This window comes from Ruegeria aquimaris, from assembly GCF_025751555.1.
GTDB lineage: Bacteria > Pseudomonadota > Alphaproteobacteria > Rhodobacterales > Rhodobacteraceae > Ruegeria_B > Ruegeria_B aquimaris.
Genome location: NZ_JAOWLB010000009.1, coordinates 58,731 through 76,669 on the forward strand (window position 1 = coordinate 58,731; position 17,939 = coordinate 76,669).

The 17,939-nt window shown below is 63.5% G+C and carries 20 protein-coding genes; 9 read left to right on the forward strand and 11 right to left on the reverse strand.

Features of this window, described 5'->3' with window-relative positions; genetic code table 11:
* The first annotated feature begins 130 nt into the window (after positions 1-130).
* From cobD to OE747_RS13625, 3 genes are read left to right on the forward strand one after another with little or no spacing between them, the layout of a single operon-like run.
* The gene (gene cobD, locus OE747_RS13615; protein WP_263829132.1) at positions 131-1,120 is read left to right on the forward strand and encodes a threonine-phosphate decarboxylase CobD; all 990 of its coding nucleotides are present in this window, start codon (positions 131-133) and stop codon (positions 1,118-1,120) included.
* The gene (cbiB, locus tag OE747_RS13620) at positions 1,117-2,037 is read left to right on the forward strand and encodes an adenosylcobinamide-phosphate synthase CbiB (protein ID WP_263829133.1); all 921 of its coding nucleotides are present in this window, start codon (positions 1,117-1,119) and stop codon (positions 2,035-2,037) included. The genes cobD and cbiB overlap by 4 nt, the downstream gene beginning before the upstream one ends.
* Before the next feature lie 31 nt (positions 2,038-2,068).
* Complete coding sequence (locus OE747_RS13625; protein ID WP_263829134.1) at positions 2,069-3,232, forward strand: lytic murein transglycosylase; 1,164 nt, start codon at positions 2,069-2,071, stop codon at positions 3,230-3,232.
* Between the two features lie 9 nt (positions 3,233-3,241).
* Here OE747_RS13625 and OE747_RS13630 read toward each other — a convergent pair whose 3' ends face one another.
* From OE747_RS13630 to OE747_RS13640, 3 genes are all read right to left on the reverse strand, one after another.
* Positions 3,242-3,604, reverse strand: coding sequence for a hypothetical protein (locus tag OE747_RS13630; RefSeq protein ID WP_263829135.1), 363 nt, complete (start codon positions 3,602-3,604; stop codon positions 3,242-3,244).
* Positions 3,605-3,660: 56 nt separating this feature from the next.
* A complete protein-coding gene (locus OE747_RS13635; RefSeq protein ID WP_263829136.1) occupies positions 3,661-7,116 on the reverse strand; it encodes a chromosome segregation SMC family protein in 3,456 nt (1,151 codons plus the stop codon).
* Between the two features lie 171 nt (positions 7,117-7,287).
* Complete coding sequence (locus tag OE747_RS13640; RefSeq protein ID WP_263829137.1) at positions 7,288-8,508, reverse strand: aminotransferase-like domain-containing protein; 1,221 nt, start codon at positions 8,506-8,508, stop codon at positions 7,288-7,290.
* Between the two features lie 145 nt (positions 8,509-8,653).
* Between OE747_RS13640 and OE747_RS13645 the strand changes: the two genes are divergently transcribed.
* Complete coding sequence (locus OE747_RS13645; RefSeq protein WP_263829138.1) at positions 8,654-9,424, forward strand: FadR/GntR family transcriptional regulator; 771 nt, start codon at positions 8,654-8,656, stop codon at positions 9,422-9,424.
* Positions 9,425-9,491: 67 nt separating this feature from the next.
* Here the strand turns inward: OE747_RS13645 and OE747_RS13650 are convergent, their stop codons facing one another.
* The 5 genes from OE747_RS13650 to OE747_RS13670 all read right to left on the reverse strand — a co-directional run bounded on the left by OE747_RS13650 (position 9,492) and on the right by OE747_RS13670 (position 12,121).
* A complete protein-coding gene (locus tag OE747_RS13650; RefSeq protein WP_263829139.1) occupies positions 9,492-10,052 on the reverse strand; it encodes a F0F1 ATP synthase subunit B in 561 nt (186 codons plus the stop codon).
* Between the two features lie 5 nt (positions 10,053-10,057).
* Positions 10,058-10,603: a F0F1 ATP synthase subunit B' gene (locus OE747_RS13655; protein ID WP_263829140.1), complete on the reverse strand. Its 546-nt coding sequence runs from the start codon at positions 10,601-10,603 to the stop codon at positions 10,058-10,060.
* 86 nt (positions 10,604-10,689) lie between these two features.
* Complete coding sequence (locus OE747_RS13660) at positions 10,690-10,914, reverse strand: F0F1 ATP synthase subunit C (RefSeq protein WP_011048925.1); 225 nt, start codon at positions 10,912-10,914, stop codon at positions 10,690-10,692.
* Between the two features lie 77 nt (positions 10,915-10,991).
* Positions 10,992-11,699, reverse strand: a complete 708-nt coding sequence (locus OE747_RS13665) for a F0F1 ATP synthase subunit A (RefSeq protein WP_235776025.1) — start codon at positions 11,697-11,699, stop codon at positions 10,992-10,994.
* Positions 11,700-11,776: 77 nt separating this feature from the next.
* On the reverse strand, positions 11,777-12,121 hold the full coding sequence (locus OE747_RS13670; protein WP_263829141.1) for an AtpZ/AtpI family protein: 345 nt from the start codon (positions 12,119-12,121) through the stop codon (positions 11,777-11,779).
* Positions 12,122-12,350: 229 nt separating this feature from the next.
* Between OE747_RS13670 and OE747_RS13675 the strand changes: the two genes are divergently transcribed.
* Entirely contained in the window at positions 12,351-12,692 is a 342-nt protein-coding gene (locus OE747_RS13675; protein ID WP_164127497.1) for an ArsR/SmtB family transcription factor, read from the forward strand.
* A 12-nt stretch (positions 12,693-12,704) separates the two neighbouring features.
* Here the strand turns inward: OE747_RS13675 and OE747_RS13680 are convergent, their stop codons facing one another.
* Positions 12,705-13,610: a DMT family transporter gene (locus OE747_RS13680; RefSeq protein ID WP_263829142.1), complete on the reverse strand. Its 906-nt coding sequence runs from the start codon at positions 13,608-13,610 to the stop codon at positions 12,705-12,707.
* Positions 13,598-14,476 (reverse strand): LysR family transcriptional regulator, encoded by an 879-nt coding sequence (locus OE747_RS13685; RefSeq protein ID WP_263829143.1) that lies wholly within the window; start codon positions 14,474-14,476, stop codon positions 13,598-13,600. The genes OE747_RS13680 and OE747_RS13685 overlap by 13 nt, the downstream gene beginning before the upstream one ends.
* 116 nt (positions 14,477-14,592) lie before the next feature.
* Between OE747_RS13685 and OE747_RS13690 the strand changes: the two genes are divergently transcribed.
* Both OE747_RS13690 and OE747_RS13695 read left to right on the forward strand, forming a co-directional pair.
* Entirely contained in the window at positions 14,593-15,174 is a 582-nt protein-coding gene (locus tag OE747_RS13690; protein ID WP_263829144.1) for an FMN-dependent NADH-azoreductase, read from the forward strand.
* Between the two features lie 70 nt (positions 15,175-15,244).
* On the forward strand, positions 15,245-15,991 hold the full coding sequence (locus OE747_RS13695; protein WP_263829145.1) for an aspartate/glutamate racemase family protein: 747 nt from the start codon (positions 15,245-15,247) through the stop codon (positions 15,989-15,991).
* Between the two features lie 4 nt (positions 15,992-15,995).
* Here OE747_RS13695 and OE747_RS13700 read toward each other — a convergent pair whose 3' ends face one another.
* Positions 15,996-16,550, reverse strand: a complete 555-nt coding sequence (locus tag OE747_RS13700; protein WP_263829211.1) for a YqgE/AlgH family protein — start codon at positions 16,548-16,550, stop codon at positions 15,996-15,998.
* A 144-nt stretch (positions 16,551-16,694) separates the two neighbouring features.
* Between OE747_RS13700 and OE747_RS13705 the strand changes: the two genes are divergently transcribed.
* Positions 16,695-17,507, forward strand: coding sequence for a protein-disulfide reductase DsbD domain-containing protein (locus tag OE747_RS13705; RefSeq protein ID WP_263829146.1), 813 nt, complete (start codon positions 16,695-16,697; stop codon positions 17,505-17,507).
* 3 nt (positions 17,508-17,510) lie between these two features.
* Complete coding sequence (locus OE747_RS13710) at positions 17,511-17,930, forward strand: NUDIX hydrolase (protein ID WP_263829147.1); 420 nt, start codon at positions 17,511-17,513, stop codon at positions 17,928-17,930.
* The last annotated feature ends 9 nt before the right edge of the window (positions 17,931-17,939 follow it).

A 17,939-nucleotide genomic window follows, 5' to 3' on the forward strand; every position in this document is an offset into this window, starting at 1 on the left:
CACCGTGATCTGATCAAATGTTTTACAAATTGTTAACACTCGGCAAGCCAGCTTGGAAGACATGCAACCATCTTGAGCTTTGCCTAGAAATCCGCTTCAAGCTGAATGCCAAGCCGGGACAATGTGAAGAATGAAATCCGAACTTGCTGCATCGCCACAAACGGGTGAAGAGTTAACCGATCCGCGCGCCCGCCGTGACCATGGCGGCGGGTTGGATCACGCCATCCGGCGGTTCGGAGGCGCGCGCCAACAATGGATCGACCTTTCCACCGGAATCAATCCCGTTCCCTACCCTTTGGGCGCGCTTGCGGCTGAAGATTGGGCCGCGCTGCCTGACCACGGTGCATTTTCCCAACTGACAGCCGCCGCCCGCAGGTTCTGGGGCGTTCCCGATGGTGCCGCGATCCTGCCAGCGCCCGGAGCCTCGGCGCTGATCGCACGCATTCCGGCTCTGATGAAACCCGGAAAGGTGCACATCACGACACCAACCTACAATGAACATGCCGCAGCATTCTCGGCACATGGCTGGCAGGTCACGGAGAGCGGCAAGGCCGACGCACGGGTCGTTGTTCACCCGAACAATCCGGACGGCCGCTGGTGGACTCCCGCAGACACGGATGCGCCGCTCAGCGTGATCGATGAAAGTTTCTGTGATGTCGTGCCGGAGGCGACCATGATCCACCTGGCAGAACGCCCCGGCACGATCGTGCTAAAAAGCTTCGGAAAGTTCTGGGGGTTGGCCGGATTGCGGCTGGGTTTTGCCATTGCCCGGCCCGACACCATCGCAAGGCTGAACGACATGACCGGGCCTTGGGCTGTCTCTGGCCCGGCCTTGCGCATCGGTGCGCGCGCGCTGGACGATCTGGATTGGGCAAAGGAAACCCGGCAGCGACTGACCCGTGACGCCAACCGTCTTGACGCGGTGATGACCGCACGTGGCGCGGCCCTGATCGGCGGAACCAGCCTCTTTCGGCTGTACCATGTCGACAACGCCGCAGAGTGGCAGGAACGGCTGGCCCGGGTCCAGATCTGGAGCCGGATCTTTCCCTATTCCGACCATTTTCTGCGCCTTGGCCTGCCTCCGGCCAACGGTTGGCGACAGCTGGAGAGCGCATTGTGACAACCCCGATGCTCCTCGGTTTTGCCATGCTGCTGGACGCCGCGTTCGGTGAACCCGAGTGGCTATGGTCACGAATCAAACACCCGGCCGTCCTGATCGGCAACATCGTCTCGACCCTCGATCAGGAATTGAACGAGGGAGAGCACAAGCGCCTGAAGGGCCTAGCCCTCACCATCATTCTGTCGCTGGGTGCATTGTCGGTCGGCGCGATCCTGTCGCTGTTGGGACCCTTAGCCGAGGTCCTGGCCTGCGCCATACTGCTGGCACAGCGATCGTTGGCGACACATGTGGCCGACGTTGCCGATGCATTGCGCCTGTCCCTGCCCGAAGCTCGCCGCAGCGTCGCGCGCATCGTATCCCGGGACACCGCGGCAATGACCGAACCGCAAGTCGCGCGTTCGGCTATTGAAAGCGCCGCCGAAAACCTCAGTGACGGTGTGATAGCGCCCGCATTCTGGTTTCTGATCGGTGGTTTGCCGGGTCTTCTGCTCTACAAGACCATCAACACCGCCGACAGCATGATCGGCTACATGAACGAGAAATACATCCAATTCGGCTGGGCTGCTGCAAAACTCGACGATCTGCTGAACCTGATCCCGGCTCGCCTGACCTGCCTGATGATCATGGGATTGTCAAACAACTGGCGCCAATGGCGCGGGATCGTCGAGGATGCCGAACGCCACGTCTCGCCAAACGCGGGCTGGCCCGAAGCCGCCATGGCGCGCGCCCTGGGGGTGGCCCTTGCAGGTCCGCGCAGTTATCATGGGCAAATCCGCCATCTCGCCTGGGTCAACGAGGACGGGCGCAAGGAAATCGGCCCGCGTGAGATCGAGCGCGCGGTGACGCTGCTATGGCAGGTCTGGGCACTGGCCTTGGGTCTGACCTTGACGCTGGTGGCGCTGGCGGCGATCTTCTGATCGTATTCAAGGACCAAACCAACAGGACATCATGCGCATTCTTCCCCAGATCATGGCCGCTATTGTGCTGGCCTCTCCGGCGCTGGCACAATGTGGGGGCGGTTTTTCAAGCTTTGTCGATGGTCTCAAGGCCGAAGCTGTTTCGATGGGCCATGACCCGGCGCTGGTCGACCGCTTCTTTCAGGGCGCGGCGCAGGACGCCAAGGTGCTCAAGGCCGACCGCGCGCAGGGCGTGTTCCAGAAACCCTTTGTCGAATTCTCGCGCCGTCTGATCTCGCAAAACCGGCTCGATACCGGCAAGGCGATGGGCCGCAAATATGATGCGGTGTTCGACCGGATCGAGGCGGAATACGGCGTGTCGCGGGGCGTGCTTTTGGCGTTCTGGGCGTTCGAGACCGATTTCGGCGGCTATCAGGGCGATTTCAACACCCGCAACGCGCTGGTCACGCTGGCGCATGATTGCCGCCGGCCCGAGTTGTTCCGACCGCAGATCTTTGCTGCGATCGAGCTTTACAGCCATGGCGATTTCGACCCCGCCCGCACCACCGGTGCATGGGCGGGCGAGATCGGCATGGTGCAGATGCTGCCGCGCGATATCCTTGAAAACGGTGTCGATGGCGATGGCGACGGGCACGTGACCCTCAAGACCTCGGCGCCGGATGCGCTATTGTCGGGCGCGCGGATGCTGTCTCATCTGGGCTGGCGCGCGGGCGAACCCTGGCTGCAAGAGGTAAATGTGCCCGCACAAATGGACTGGTCGCTGAGCGGGCCGGGCAAGCCGCGTTCAGCGGCAGAGTGGCAGGCGATGGGCGTGCGCCCGCGCGCGGGCGACCTCGCCGACCTGCCCGCCTCGCTGATCCTGCCGCAGGGTCACAAGGGGCCGGCCTTCCTCGCCTATCCGAATTTCGACGTCTATTTCGAATGGAACCAGAGCTTTGTCTACGTGCTGACAGCGGCCTATTTCGCCACACGGCTGGAGGGCGGGCAGGTCTATGACGCAGGTACCCCCGCGTCCGGGCTGGACGGCGCGGGAATGAAGGCGCTGCAGCAGAAGCTGCAAGCGCGCGGCCATGACGTGGGCAAGATCGACGGCATCCTGGGCGCGGGCACACGGGCTGCGGTCCAGGCCGAACAGGCCCGGCTGGGCCTGCCCGCCGATGCCTGGCCCACGGCGGAACTGCTGAACCGCTTGTGAGAGGATAGCTCACTCTGGCCGGACCGGATACCTCTCACCTTTCTCGGTGATCAGCAGCATCCGGGTGCCGTTCAGCACATAGAGGTCGCAGCGACCCAGACCGTTGCGGAAGCGGGTGCAGATGCTGCCATCCTCGGCGATATGATAGGTGCCGAATACGGTACCGCCGCCATTGGCCAGGGAATAGGTATAGGAAAACGACCCCCCCGCCGAATAGGTCGAGCGGCCATCGTCGTAGAAGGTCAGCGTGCGCCCGGCCAGCCCCGCCAACTCGGCAGCATTCAGGGGGCGGTCGCCCTCTTTCAGGCGCCATTCGGTGGCCATCAACGGTGTCGCGACAAGGGTGCAGGCAAGGGCAAGGCGCAGGATCATGGGCCAAACCTAGCCCGGCATCGCCCGCGCCCCCAGTCACGTTGCAGTGAGGCGGATCAGGCGACCAGCGCCTCGGCCTTCTTCAGGTCGACCGAGACCAGCTGGCTGACGCCCTTTTCCTGCATGGTCACGCCAAACAGCCTGTCCATCCGCGCCATAGTCACCGCGTGGTGGGTGATGATCAGGAACCTTGTGTCGGTCTGGCGGCACATCTCGTCCAAGAGGTCGCAGAACCGGGTCACGTTGGCATCGTCAAGCGGCGCGTCCACCTCGTCGAGCACGCAGATCGGCGCAGGGTTGGCCAGGAACACGGCAAAGATTAGCGCCATCGCAGTCAGCGTCTGCTCGCCGCCCGACAAAAGCGACAGGGTCGACAGTTTCTTGCCCGGCGGTTGGCACATGATTTCGAGGCCCGCATCCAGCGGGTCGTCGCTTTCGACCATGACCAGATTGGCCTCGCCGCCGCCAAACAGGTGGCGGAACAGCATGGCAAAGTTCGAGTTGACCTGCTCAAACGCGGTAAGCAGCCGCTCGCGCCCCTCGCGGTTGAGGCTGGCAATGCCGCTGCGCAAGGTCTTGACCGCCTCTTCCAGGTCGCTCTTTTCCTTGGACAGCGAGTCGAACTCTTCCTGCACCTCGCGTGCATCCTCTTCGGCGCGCAGGTTGACCGCGCCCATCGCGTCGCGCTGGCGCTTGTGGCGGTTGACCTCGGCCTCGAGCGCATCGCTGTCGGGCATGGCATCGGGTTCCACGCCCAGCTTGGACAACAACTGGTTCGGCGTCACCTGCTGTTCCTCGGCGATACGTTCGGCGGCGGCCTGCATGGTCTCGCGGGCGGCCTCGGCCCGGGCCTCGGCAGCCGCCCGGCCCTCGCGCGCCTCAGAGGCGAGGCGGGCAGCCTCGCGCTCGGCCAAAGCGGCCTCGCGGTGTTTCGTCTCGCCTGCGGCGAGCCGATCCGCGGCCTCGGCCCTGCGGGCCTCGGCCGTTTCCGTCTGTTCCGCCAGCTCCTCCCGCGCCTCGGCGATTTCGCCGGGCACCTGGATCGCTTCGGTCAGTTCCTCTTCCGAAGCGGCCTTACGTTCTTCCAGTTCGGCGATGCGCTTGCCCGCGGTCTCCAGCCGGTGGCGCCAGCCGCTGAGGTCCTTGGTCACCTCCTGCGCGCGCTTGGTGCGGGCCTCGCCCTCGCGGCGCACCTCGTCATGGTTGGAACGATGCGTCAGCATGGTGATCCGCGCCGCCTCGACCGCGTGGCGGATATCCTCGACCGAGGCGCGCGCGGTGTCGAGATCACCCAGGTCGGCCAACCCCGCCTCGGCCTCGCGCAGCTGCGCGCGGGCGGCCATCGCGTCTTCCTTGTGGCGGGTGACGGCCAGGCCAAGCGTTTCCAGCCGGCCCTGGGCCAGGTTGCGCTCAGCCTCGGCCCGGCTTTGGGCGCGGGCGGCTTCGGCCATCCGCTGGTCGGCGGCGCGGCGGGCATCGCGGGCCTGACGGTCGGCCTCGGTCACCTCACGCAGGCGCTGCAACAGGCGGTTATGGGCGGCGCGCGCGCCTTCGGCGCGGGCACTGACCTGCGCCATTTCCTGTTTCAGCGCCTCCAGCCGGTTGAGCTGTTCCAGCCGCATCGCCGCCGCACTGGGGGCGTCCTGCGCCCAGGCGCGGAACCCGTCCCAGCGCCACAGATCGCCTTCGAGACTGACCAGCCGCTGACCGGGTTTCAGCGCCGCCTGTAAGCGGGCCCCGGTGGCGGCATCGACCAGACCGATCTGCGCGATGCGGCGGCTCAGCCGGTCGGGGCCGGAGACATGCAGCGCCAGCGGCTCGGCGCCCTCGGGCAATGGCTGGCCGTGGTCGTAATCGGGAAGGTCGAGCCAGCCCGAGGGCCCCTCGCCCTCGACCAGCGGTGCGCGCAGGTCGTCGGCCAGCGCCGCGCCCAGCGCCTTTTCATAACCCGGCTGCACCCGCATCAGGTCGAGCACATGCCCGCCCTCGGCGGTATCGCGTTCGACCAGTTTGGACAGAGCGCCGGTTTCGGCGCGGATGGCACCCAGCTCGCCCTCGGCCTCGGAGAGCTGCGCGCGGGCTTCGGCCTCGCGCGCCTGTGTCTCGCCGCGCAACTCGTCAGCGGCGGCCAGCGCCTCTTCGGCAGCCTCGGCAGCCTCGGCAGCCTCTTCGGCGGCACTCTCGGCACCCTCATAGGCCTCGCCCGCGCGGCCCAGCGCCGAGTGGGCCTCCTCGACCGCGCCCCGGGCGCGGGTCTCCTCGGCCTCGGAGCGGGCCAGCGTCTTGCGGCTGTCCTCGACCAGACGCTGGGCCGATTGGTGGCGGGCCGCCAGCCGCGCCACGTCCTCGGTCACCTGGCTCAGATGATCCTCGCGCTCTTGCAGGACGGCAGCCGCCTCTCGGGCCAGTTCCCCCGCCTCGGCCAGACGGTCGGCATGGCCGGCACCGGCCTTGGACAGCTCGCGCGCCTCCCATTCCAGCCGCTCGATCGTGTCGCCCGCGTCGCGGTTCAGCCCGGTCTCGCGCTCGATATCGCGGCCCAATTGCGCAATGCGCGCGGTCAGAACCTCGATCTGCTGGCGGGCGCGCTGTTCCTGATCGTTGAGCGCGTCGCGCTGCACATGCAAACGCTGGAGCACGGCACCGGCAATTGCCTCTTCCTCGCGCAGTGCAGGCAGCGCCGCCTCGGTCTCGGCGCGCAATGTCTCGGCCTGCCGCGCGGCCGCCTCGGCCCGCGAGGCATCAAGCGTGCGATGGCGCAACACCTCTTCGGCCTTGGCGCGCGCCTCGTCGGCATCGCGCCAACGGCGATAGAGCAACTGCCCTTCGGCCAACCGCAACTGCTCACCGATCTCGCGATAGCGCGCCGCCTGCCGGGCCTGACGCGCCAGTTGCGCCAGTTGGGTGCCCAGTTGCTCCAGCACGTCATCAACACGGGTCAGGTTGGTCTCGGTGCCCTTCAGCTTCAACTCGGCCTCGTGCCGCCGCTGGTAAAGCCCGGAAATCCCCGCCGCCTCTTCCAGGATGCGGCGGCGCGAGGTGGGTTTGGCGTTGATCAGCTCGGCGATCTGGCCCTGGCGCACCAGCGCCGGGGAATGCGCCCCGGTCGAGGCATCGGCGAACAGGATCTGGATGTCGCGGGCGCGCACGTCCTTGCCGTTGGCCTTGTAGGCGCTGCCCACATCGCGGGTGATACGGCGCACGATTTCCAGCTGGTCGGCATCGTTGAACCCCGAGGGCGCCAAGCGCTCGGAATTGTCCAAGAGCAGCGTGACCTCGGCAAAGTTGCGCGCCGGGCGCGAAGATGCCCCGGCAAAGATCACGTCCTCCATACCGCCGCCACGCATCGCCTTGGGGCGGTTCTCGCCCATCACCCAGCGCAGCGCCTCCAGCAGGTTGGATTTCCCGCACCCATTCGGCCCCACGACACCAGTCAACCCGTCCGCTATGATCAGATCGGTCGGGTCAACAAAGCTCTTGAAGCCGTTCAGTTTGAGGCGCGTGAAACGCAAGGGCGTGCTTTCGTGATTCCTGTGTCGGATCAGACTGCATGCCCCGGTTGCCCTCTGTCAACGCCAGAGCCCTGCATGTGGATGAATCTCAGAGGTTATCCACAATATCTGGCGGTTCACTGCTCGATACGGCGGGTATTCGAAGCCGAAACAGAACGTTGAATGCGTTTTTCAGTCAGCACTTTGATTTGCCCGCAACAGAACACCCAGACGCTTCATCCCCTCCTCGATCATCGGCTCGGATGCGCACGAGAAACTGAGACGCAAGCTGTTCGCCCCGGACCCGTCGGCGAAAAAGGCGCGGCCCGGAACAAAGGCGACCTTCACCGTTTCCAGCGAGCGCGCCAACAGCGCTGCGCCGTCCTGCCCCTCTGGTAAGGTCAGCCAGACGAACATGCCGCCTTCGGGTCGGGTCCAGGTGACGCCAACCGGCATATGGCGCGCCAGCGCATCCAGCATGGCATCCCGCCTGCGCTGGTAGACGGCGCGTAGTTCGGCGACATGGCTGTCGAACAGGCGCTCTGCCACGGTATGAATGGCGATCTGGTTGATGCTGGACGAATGCAGGTCCGCCGCCTGTTTCATCAGCACCAGTTGCCGGATCACCGCTTGGGGGGCGACCACCCACCCCACCCGGAGGCCGGGTGACAAGGTCTTGGAGAACGAGCCGCAATAGATCGTCCTGCAGGCCTCGATCGTTCCCTTGCGCGCGATCTCCAATGATAGAATGGGGGGTACCGCCTCCCCATCATAGCGCAGCGCCTGATAGGCAGCGTCTTCTATGACCGCGCATCCCATCGCTTCGGCCTGATCCAGCAGGTGTTCACGCCCGGCCCGGTCGACCGTTTCACCGGTCGGGTTGGAGAAATCAGCCGAGAGATAGGCGAACTTGACACGCCCGCCCGCGGCTTCGGCCGCCGCGATGTAATCGGCCGGGGCACGATTTGTACCGATCCGCAGGCGGTCATAGACCGGCTCATACGCGTTGAACGCCGCCAAAGCCCCCAGATAGGTCGGCCAGCCAACGAGCGCCGTATCGCCAGGCGAGAGGAACAACTTGCCCAGGTAGTCCAGCGCCTGCTGAGAGCCAGAGGTGATCAGGATATTGTCCACTGTACATGGCACACCGATGGTTTCCATGTGATTGACAAGCCAGCGGCGCAACGGCAGGTATCCCTCGCTGACCGAATATTGCAGCGCCTGTGCCTGCCGGGCCGGTGTCAGTGCATCAGAGAAGGCCTGTGCAAAAGCTTCGGCGGGAAACAGCGACGGGTCAGGAATGCCACCGGCAAAGGACAGGATGTCGGGCTGGTCCAGCAGTTTCAGCAACTCGCGTATCTCTGATGCTTTCAGCCGCGCGGCGCGGGTTGCGAATATCTGTTCAAGGGTCATGGTCACTCCTCCACCATCGCCGCGAGCGTAAGACAGCGCAAAACAAAGTCAATATTGCTGACCATTATTACAAGAGACGTGAACTTGCGTCGGTCATCCGCCATCAATATGTTTTCGGGCAAAGACAAAGGGACATTCGACGTAAATGCCGTTTCAAAAGGTCCAGTCCGAGAAACTCTCGACCTCGGTGGTGCGCCAGATCGAACAGTTGATCCTTCGCGGCATCCTGCGGCCGGGCGAACGCCTGCCTGCCGAGCGTGACCTGGCCGAGCGGTTGGGGGTCTCACGACCCTCGTTGCGCGACGCGGTGGCGGAACTGCAATGCGAAGGTCTCCTGACGACCAAGGCAGGCTCGGGGGTCTATGTTGCCGAGGTGCTCGGGAATGCGTTTTCTCCCGCGCTGACCCGCCTCTTTGCCTCTCATGACGAGGCGATGTTCGACTACCTCTCGTTCCGCCGGGATATGGAAGGGCTGGCAGCAGAGCGCGCCGCCCGGCTGGGATCGGAAAGTGACATGAAGGTGATCCAGACCATCTTTGACAAGATGGTCGAGGCCCATAACCGCAACAAGGGCGACGAGGAAGCGCGCCTGGATGCCGAGTTTCACATGGCGATCATCGAAGCCAGCCACAACGTGGTGATGTTGCACATGTTGCGCTCGATGTTCGATCTGCTCCGCCAGGGGGTTTTCTACAACAGGCAGATCATGTTCCACCAGCGCACCACGCGCGAGGCGATCCTGGATCAGCACCGGATGATCAACAACGCACTTCAAGAGCGTGATCCCGCCGGCGCCCGGGCCGCGGTCGAGGCGCATCTGAGCTATGTCGAGACGTGTCTCTCCGACCAGAAAAAGGCGGAAAAGAACGAGGCCATTGCCCGCCAGCGCCTGGAACACGAAAACGCAAGGCTCTGATCCTGCTGTCACAAAAAGAAACCCGGCTCGATGAGCCGGGTTTCTTCAATGCCGATCATTACTGCGTTCAGTGCAGCTTCGCGCCAACGTCAGCGATCGAAGACTCAATCAGCTTGTTCGCTTCGGCGGCGGTCATCTGCTTGGCGATGACGTCACCTGCTGCGGCGACGGCCACCGCGATGGCCCGGTCTCGCACGTCGCGGATCGCGGCCGCCTCGGCCGACGCGATCTGGTCCTGGGCTGCAGCCAACCGGCGGGCGATCGACGCTTCGAGGTCCACTTTGGCCTGTTCGGCCGCGCGCACAGCTTCGTCCTTGGCCGCGGCAACGATGGCATTGGCCTGTCCCTGGACTTCCTTCTGCTTGCGCTCGTACGACGCCAGAAGAGCCTGTGCCTCTTCCCGCAGTTTACGGGCCTCTTCCAGATCCGACTTGATGCCGTCAGAGCGCTTGTCCAGCGCGCCGCCGATCATCGAAGGCACCTTGAAGTAGAACAGCACCGCAACAAACACGAGGAACGCGATGGTCACCACGAAATCGGTGTTCTTCAGAGAAAAGAACGGACCGCTTGCGGCGAGCGCCGGGCTGGCGAAGCCTGTGGTCAGGACAAGGGCGAGAATGTTACGCATGTCGCTTATCCTTTCATCCGGGCTTCGACGGCGCCGGCAACGGTCGCGTCATCGGCCTGGCCACCCAGCACATTCACCAATTCGCCAGCGGTATCTTTGGCAACCGCCTCGATGCTTTCCAGCGCCCCTGCCCGGATCTCGGCAATAGCCTTCTCCGATTCAGCGGCTTTGGCGGCGATTTCCGCGTCTGCCTTGGCGATGGCGTCGTTCAGTTCGGCCTGAATCTCGGCCCGGGCTTCACCGGCGATGCGCTGTGCTTCGGCGCGGGCTTCGGCCAATGCTTTGGTATAGGCTTCTTCCGCTGCAAGCGCCTTGGCCTTAAGGTCTTCGGCAGCGGCGAGGTCGTTTGTGATGGTCCCCTGCCGTTCGGCCAGGATTGCCGCGATACGCGGCAGGGCCACGCGCGACAGGACCAGAAAGACGACGACCAGCGTGATGACAAGCCAGAAGATCTGGTTCGGGAACCAGTCGAAACAGAGCTGCGGCATACCGATGGCAGAGCCATGGGAATCGACGCAGGTGCTGACAGCTCCAGTTGTTTCAGTCGCCATGTTGTCCTCCGTCGGAACGTTGTCTTTACAACAGGTGGGCCGCTATGGCCTGGGCCCACCTGCGCGTAAGGATCAGGTTCCGCGAATTAGACGGCGAACATCAGCAGCAGAGCGACGAGGAATGCGAAGATCCCCAGAGCTTCTGCAAATGCGATGCCGATGAACAGGGTCGCGGTTTGCGACGCGGCGGCCGAGGGGTTGCGCAGGGCGCCGGCCAGGAAGTTGCCGGCCACGTTGCCCACACCGATTGCGGCTGCGCCGGAACCGATTGCTGCCAGGCCTGCGCCGATATGTGCGAGATCGCCTTCCATGATGTGTCTCCTTACGATTGGAAGTTGAATGTCAGGGTTATCAGGTGCGTAGGGTGGGCAGTTTGCCCACCGCTGCATTAGTGATGCGGATGCAGTGCGTCCTTGAGGTAGACGCAGGTCAGGATGGTGAACACGTAGGCCTGGATAAAGGCGACCAGCACCTCGAGACCGTACATCGCGGTAATCGCCAGAACCGACACCGGGCTGATCGCGGCGATGGCGGCAAAGCCTGCGAACACCTTGATCACCGCGTGGCCCGCCATGACGTTGCCGGCAAGACGGATGGAGTGGCTGACCGGACGCACGAAGTAGGAGATCAGTTCGATGATCGCCAGGATGGGGCGCAGCGCCAGCGGCGCGCTCGACACCCAGAACAGGCTCAGGAACCCGGCGCCGTTCTTGACGAAGCCCAGGATGGTCACGGTCAGGAACACCGCCAGCGCCAGCACCATGGTCACCGCGAAATGCGAGGTGGTGGTGAAGGACTTGGGCAGCAGGCCCAGGAAGTTGGCGGTCACGATGAACATGAACAGGGTCATGACATAAGGGAAGTACTTCACCCCGTCCTTGCCGCAGATGTCCTCGACCATCTTGTAGATGAAACCATAGGCAAGTTCCGCGATCGACTGCATGCGGCCCGGAACGATGGCGCGTTTCGAGGTACTCAGCACCAGCAGGCCGATGATCGCCAGCACCGCCAGACCCATCCACAGGGTCGAGTTGGTGATGGTGAACATGCCCACCGCGCCGTCGCCGAACAGCGGCTTGACGATGAACTGATCCATCGGGTGGAAGACCAGGCTACCACCCTCTGCCGCGTGTTCTGCTGCCTTGTCTGCGGCGTGTGCTTCGCTTGCCACGTCTAGTCCCTCTCGTCTCTCTCGACCGTTGCCTTTGCGGCTTCGGCCTCTGTCTTCGCCTGTATCTCGCGCGCGCTGCGGAGCATGACATTCACCCCGGCGGCAAGACCCAGCAATGTGAACAGCACCAGGAAGATCGGGATTGTCCCGAACAGGCTGTCCAGCCCGTACCCGATGCCAAATCCGATCCCCAGACCGGAAACCATCTCGATCACCATCCGCCAGGCCAATTCGCCTTGGGCATGGCTTGCATCCGCGCGTTTTTCGGCCTTGCTTCCGGCCTTCTTGGCCGCCGCGATCCGCGCCTCCAGCTGCGTCAGCCGCTGCTTTTGGTCGTCTTCGGTCACGGGCGGAGCTCCCACGCAGTGTTGGCACTCTGCTAAGGGGCAAGCGCCTCAGAGTCAACGCCGCACCACCGACCTTCAAAAATCATATAAGAGTTTGTTTTTATTGTAAATTATACATCTTCAAACTTGCCGCGCGAATGCGCCGCATCCGCTGTTAGCGCCAAACGGGCCAAAAGGCATATTCAACCAAATGGTTGACGATCGTTTCGCCATATGGTTCTGGCAAGACATGCCGGAACCGCTTGACGACGTCTTTGCTGCCCTTGCCGACCCTACAAGGCGCGCCATCCTCGCGATGCTGCTCGAGGATGACATGGCCGTGACCGATGTCGCCGAACCCTTTGAGATGTCTCTGGCCGCGATCTCGAAGCATCTAGTCATCCTGACCCGCGCCGGGCTGATCAGCCAGGAGAAGCGGGGCCGGGTGAAATGGTGCAAGCTGGAGCCGGACTCGCTGCGCGCGGCCAGCGTCTGGATGCAAGGATTCGGCCAGTTCGAACCGGTCAACCTGGATGCGTTCGAAAGGTTCCTGGAAACCGAGCTGGGCGAAGACGCCCAGCCCGACAGCTAGGTGCCAACCCGGTCAGACCGCCGCCTTGCGGACCGGGCTTTCCAGCAGCATGATCAGCGCGACCACCGTCATGGCGATACCGATCAGAACCAGACCCGTCGGCACACCATTGCCCAGCGCGGTCTCCCAGCAGATCACCCAGCTTGGCGTCAGATAGGTGTAGGCCATCACCTTGGCCGAAGGCAGCCGGAGCGTTGCGTATTGCAACAGCACAAATGTCATGGCGCTGGCGCAGATCGACACATAGAGAAGCCCAATCCAAACGATCGGGGGCAAATGCATCCAATCGGTCGCACGGATGTCCTGCCATCCATAGACCGTCAGGATCACGCAGCCTGCGACCAGCATCCCCAGCGTGAAGACGACCGCTGGCTCACCACGGTTCAGCTTGCGCACCATCGGCGTGTAGACTGCATGTGCGACGCAGCCCCAGAAATAGATGATTTCTCCCTGACCGATCTCAAAGGCACGAAAGGCGGCCCAATCGGCGCGAAAGATCACCCAAAGCGCCCCGGTTGCGCCGATGGCAAGCGCCAGCGCCATACGGGCGGTGGTGACCTGTTGCAGCAGAAACCACCCCGCCAGCGCCGAAAGGATCGGGGTCAGGGTAAAGACCGCCGCCGCGCTGACCGGAGGTGCGGTCTTCAAGCCTTCGAACATCATCACGAAATAGGCGGCAAAGAGGCCCCCCAGAACGAAGTAGCGCCAAGGCGCGCGCAGCGCGCCGCGTGGCACGCCGGTGGTGAGCGAAGCAACCGCCGCGATCACCATCGCGGCCAGGGCAAACCGGGCTGCGTTCAGGGCCGCTGGCGCAATCTCGTTGGCGACCATGGAACCGAGGGAAAAGCTGCCCGCGACCAGCGCCGAAAAGCACAACATCGCAAGATGCCCGCGCCCTTCGGGGCTTAACCCACCCAAGATTGCGCCTCCTGCTTAAGAAACTTGAGAAAGCTCTGAACCTTGGGCGTCCGATGCAGGTCGACATGCGTCACCAGCCAAAGCTTGCCCGCCCATTCGTCCTGGGGCGGCATCATCTCTATCAAATCGGGATGCCGCAGCGCCTCCCAGCGCGACACAAAGCCTATACCAGCCCCGGCAAGAACGGCCTGCTGGATCGCGGCATTGTCCGAACACCGGAACACGATCTTGTCCGCCGGAGCGTTCTGCCTAAGCCAGATATGGAACGGCGCCCGGCTGTTTTCATCATCGGTTCCGACAAAGACATGGTTCTTCATGTCTTCCGCTCCTCCAAGGCTGCCGTGGCGCTCGACATAATCCTTGCTGGCATAAAATCCCGCTTCCTGAGACACAAATGGCTGAACCACATTGTCCGGTTGGTCCGGCACCTTTCCGGCCCGGATCGCCACATGCGCCTCGCCATATTCCAGACGGAACAGTCTGGCCCCCGTCAGAAACCGCACGATCAATCCGGGATGCTGGCGCTGAAACGCGGTCAGCACCGGCACCACCAATGGCGCCAGCGACTCGAGCGATGTCACGACCAGTTCACCCGAGACATCGTCTCCGACTCCCTTCAGGCGGCCAACCAGCTGGTTGAACTGGTCATCCGTGGCCTGCGCCACCCGCAACAGATCCTGACCGGCCTCTGTCGGCGTGTAGCCCCGGGCATGCCGCTGGAACAGCTTTACGCCCAGCCGCGCCTCAAGCGCGTCGATATGGCGGATGACGGTGGCGTGATGCACCCCCAACACCTCTGCCGCACCGCTTACCGTCCCCATCCGGGCCACCTGATAAGCGGTTCGAACCTCGTCCCAATTTTCCATTCGACAATTTATCCATCTGTGCGCACATCAACATGTGATGTGATTTTTCACGCGTTGCGTTCACATTTGCAATAACCAATTTCCCCCTATCGCATCTAAACCTCGAAGGGGTTCTCATGACACAGACTGTTCTGCATATCGACGCATCCGCCCGCCGCCAGGGATCGACAACCCGAGAGCTCTCGGGAGACATCGTCAGGCGGCTTACCCCGGCGCGCATTATCCGCCGCGACTTGTCCACCCCCCTCCCCCTGCTGACCGAAGCTTGGGTGAACGCCAACTTTACCCCTGCTGACAGCCGGACCGAAGAGCAGCGCAAGACACTGGCGCTGTCCGATCAGCTGGTACAGGAGTTGAAAGACGCCGACACGATCGTCATCGGCCTGCCTATCTACAACTTCTCGGTTCCGGCCGCGTTCAAGGCCTGGATCGACCTTGTCGCGCGCGCAGGTGTGACCTTTGCCTACTCCGAAAACGGCCCCAAGGGTCTCTTGACCGGGAAACGGGTGATCCTGGCGGTAGCGTCCGGCGGAACTCAGGTAGACTCCGACATCGACTTTGCCACGGGCTATGTCCGCCATGTGCTGGGGTTCATCGGCATCACCGATGTTAGTGTAGTCGCCGCGGATCGCATGGCCGTGGATCCCGAGGCCGCGCTGACCGCAGCCCGGACCAAGATCGGTCAGCTCGCCGCCTGACCGCTCTGGCAATTGTCGGCGCCGCGCGCAATGATCGCGTGCGGCGCAGATGATCCGAGAGGGAACGGGCATGAAGAAGATAGGAATCCTGGGTGGCGTCGGCTGGCCCTCGACCATCGACTATTATCGCGCCATCGCCGAAGGTGCCGGACGGTTCTTTGCCAACCGGGGGCACACCGCGCCCCTGCCTATCCCGCGCATGACCATCGAATCGGTCACGCAATCCCAGACACGCGCCCTGCGCGGCCGCGCCGGTGACGAGCGCAGCTGGTCCGGCTTTGACGCGGTGTTCCGCGATGCCTTGCTGACCCTCCAGACTGCCGGCTGCGATTTCGCCATCATCGCCTCGAACACGCCGCACGCCCGGCTGCACGCGATCCGGCTGGGGGTCTCTATGCCGATCCTGTCGATACTCGACGCAACTGCCGAGGCCACGGCCCAAACCGGTCTGACCCGCGCGCTGGTTCTGGGAACGACCGTGACCATGCAGGCCCGTGACTATGCAAATACCTTGGCCCGCTTCGGCATCGTGGCCAATGACCCGTTGGATGACGCCGAGATTTCCGAGATGCAGGCCCTGATCGACGAAGACCTCTATGCCGGTGTTTCACCGCGTGCGCGCGACAGGCTGCTTGCCTTTTGCGACCGCAATGCCGCTCCGGGCACCGCGATCCTGCTGGCCTGTACCGAATTGCCGCTGGCTTTTCCCGAACACACAGACGATGTGACCTTCAGCGCTGGAGGGCATCTGTTCGTCAACCCCTCGGCGGCACATGTTGCCGCCGCGTTGCAACTAGCTCTTGAAGACGAAGCCTGATGGTTCAGGCATGCCCGGCGCTGGCCGAGAGCAGCAGCGCATCTATTCCCAGCGTCTTCAGCGCAGCCTCCCATTTATCCCCGTCCGGCGTGTTGAAAACCAGATCGCTGTCGGCATCGGCAGTAAGCCACCCATTGTCAGAGATTTCCGCCTCCAACTGCCCCGGACCCCAACCGGAATAGCCAAGCATCAGCGCCTTTCGCGCCGGGCCCCGCCCGTTTGCAATGTCTTCCAGAATGTCGAGCGTCGCAGTCATGCTGAACCCGTCCGAAACCTTCAGAGAATGCAGGTTTGCCGCGTAGTCGGACGAGTGCAACACAAAACCCCGCCCGGTCTCGACCGGGCCACCGAACCGCACCGGAGACTTGGCGACGGCGGGGTCCTTGCAGGCCAGGTCCATCTGTTCCAAGAGTTCGGCCAGGCGCAGATCAGCGGGTTTGTTGACAATCAGACCCATTGCGCCATCCGTGTCATGGCTGCACATGAAGATGACCGAGCGGTCAAATCGAGGGTCGCCCATACCCGGCATGGCGATCAGCAGTTTTCCGGTCAGATCCAGCATCGATAGTCGTGTCTCCTTGCCTGTCAACAATGGGGTCCGGGCGCGCGCGGCGCAAGCCGTTGCCTGACAGCCGCGCGGAAATTGCACAGCCTGAACCGATCGTGACTTGGCAAACGTCGGTTACGGGGCCATCTTTGCCGCATGAACCGCATCTTGTTCGGCGCGCTCGCGCTTGCCTCGCTCAGCTTTTCGGTGGCTGGTACCTCCAGGGCGACCAGCCTTGACGATCTTGTGCAGGTCGAAATCCTCGACGGCGGCATGACCGCGCGCGGTACCGTTCTGGGCGCGATCCGGCTTACCCTTGCGGACGGCTGGAAAACCTATTGGCGCGCGCCGGGCGAGGCGGGCATTCCGCCCAGTTTCAACTGGCGCGGGTCGCGCAATGTCGGGGAGTTGACGATCACTTGGCCTGCGCCGCATGTGTTCGAGCAAAGCGGGCTGCGGTCGATCGGGTACAAGGATCAGGTGGTCCTGCCGATCGAGATCACCCCCCGGAAAGCGGGGCAACCGGTGCGTCTCAAGGGTGAGATGGAGTTTGGTGTCTGCAAGGACATTTGCGTGCCCGCAAGCCGGGGCATTGACCACACGCTTGATGCCGAGGCGCCGCGCAACCCGGCGATTGCCGCGGCGCTCGCGCAACGACCCTACTCGGCCAGCGAGGCCGGTGTCCGCTCTGCAACCTGTCGGCTGGTGCCCACCGGCAATGGCATGCAGATCGAGGCCGAGATCGCCTTGCCCGATACCGGCGGCAGCGAACTGGCCGTTTTCGAACCCAGCGATCCCTCCCTTTGGGCCACCGAGGCCGAGACGCGCCGTCAGGGAAACACGCTCTATGCCCGGTCCGAGATTCTGAACGCCACCGGCGGCGCCTTCGCGCTTGACCGGTCGCAGATGCGGATCACCGTGCTTGGCAGCAAACATGCGGTCGACATCATCGGCTGTCAGCCGGGGTAACCTATGCAGCAACGGCCGCTGATCGGCGCCCTCGCCGTTGTTCTTCATGACGATCATGTTCTGCTCGCCCAGCGCGGCAAGGATCCGGGCCGTGGCCTGTGGGGCTTCCCCGGCGGCCATGTGGAATGGGGCGAGACCGTGCGCGACGCCGCCATTCGCGAGCTGTTCGAGGAGACAGGTATCAGCGCCCGCCCACAGCGCTACCTTACGCATTTCGACCTGATCCGGCGCGGTGACAGTGGAGAGACGTTGGTGCACTACCTGTTGGTCAGTGTTCTATGCCGTTATGTCGAGGGCGACCCGCGCGGCGGCGACGACGCGCTGGATGCCAGATGGGTGCATGTCGAAGATGTCCGGCAAGGGACATTGCCCTTGCTGGACCGGGTCGCAGAACTGTTGAGCATCGCCCAGCGCGAAGGATAAGTTCGGCGG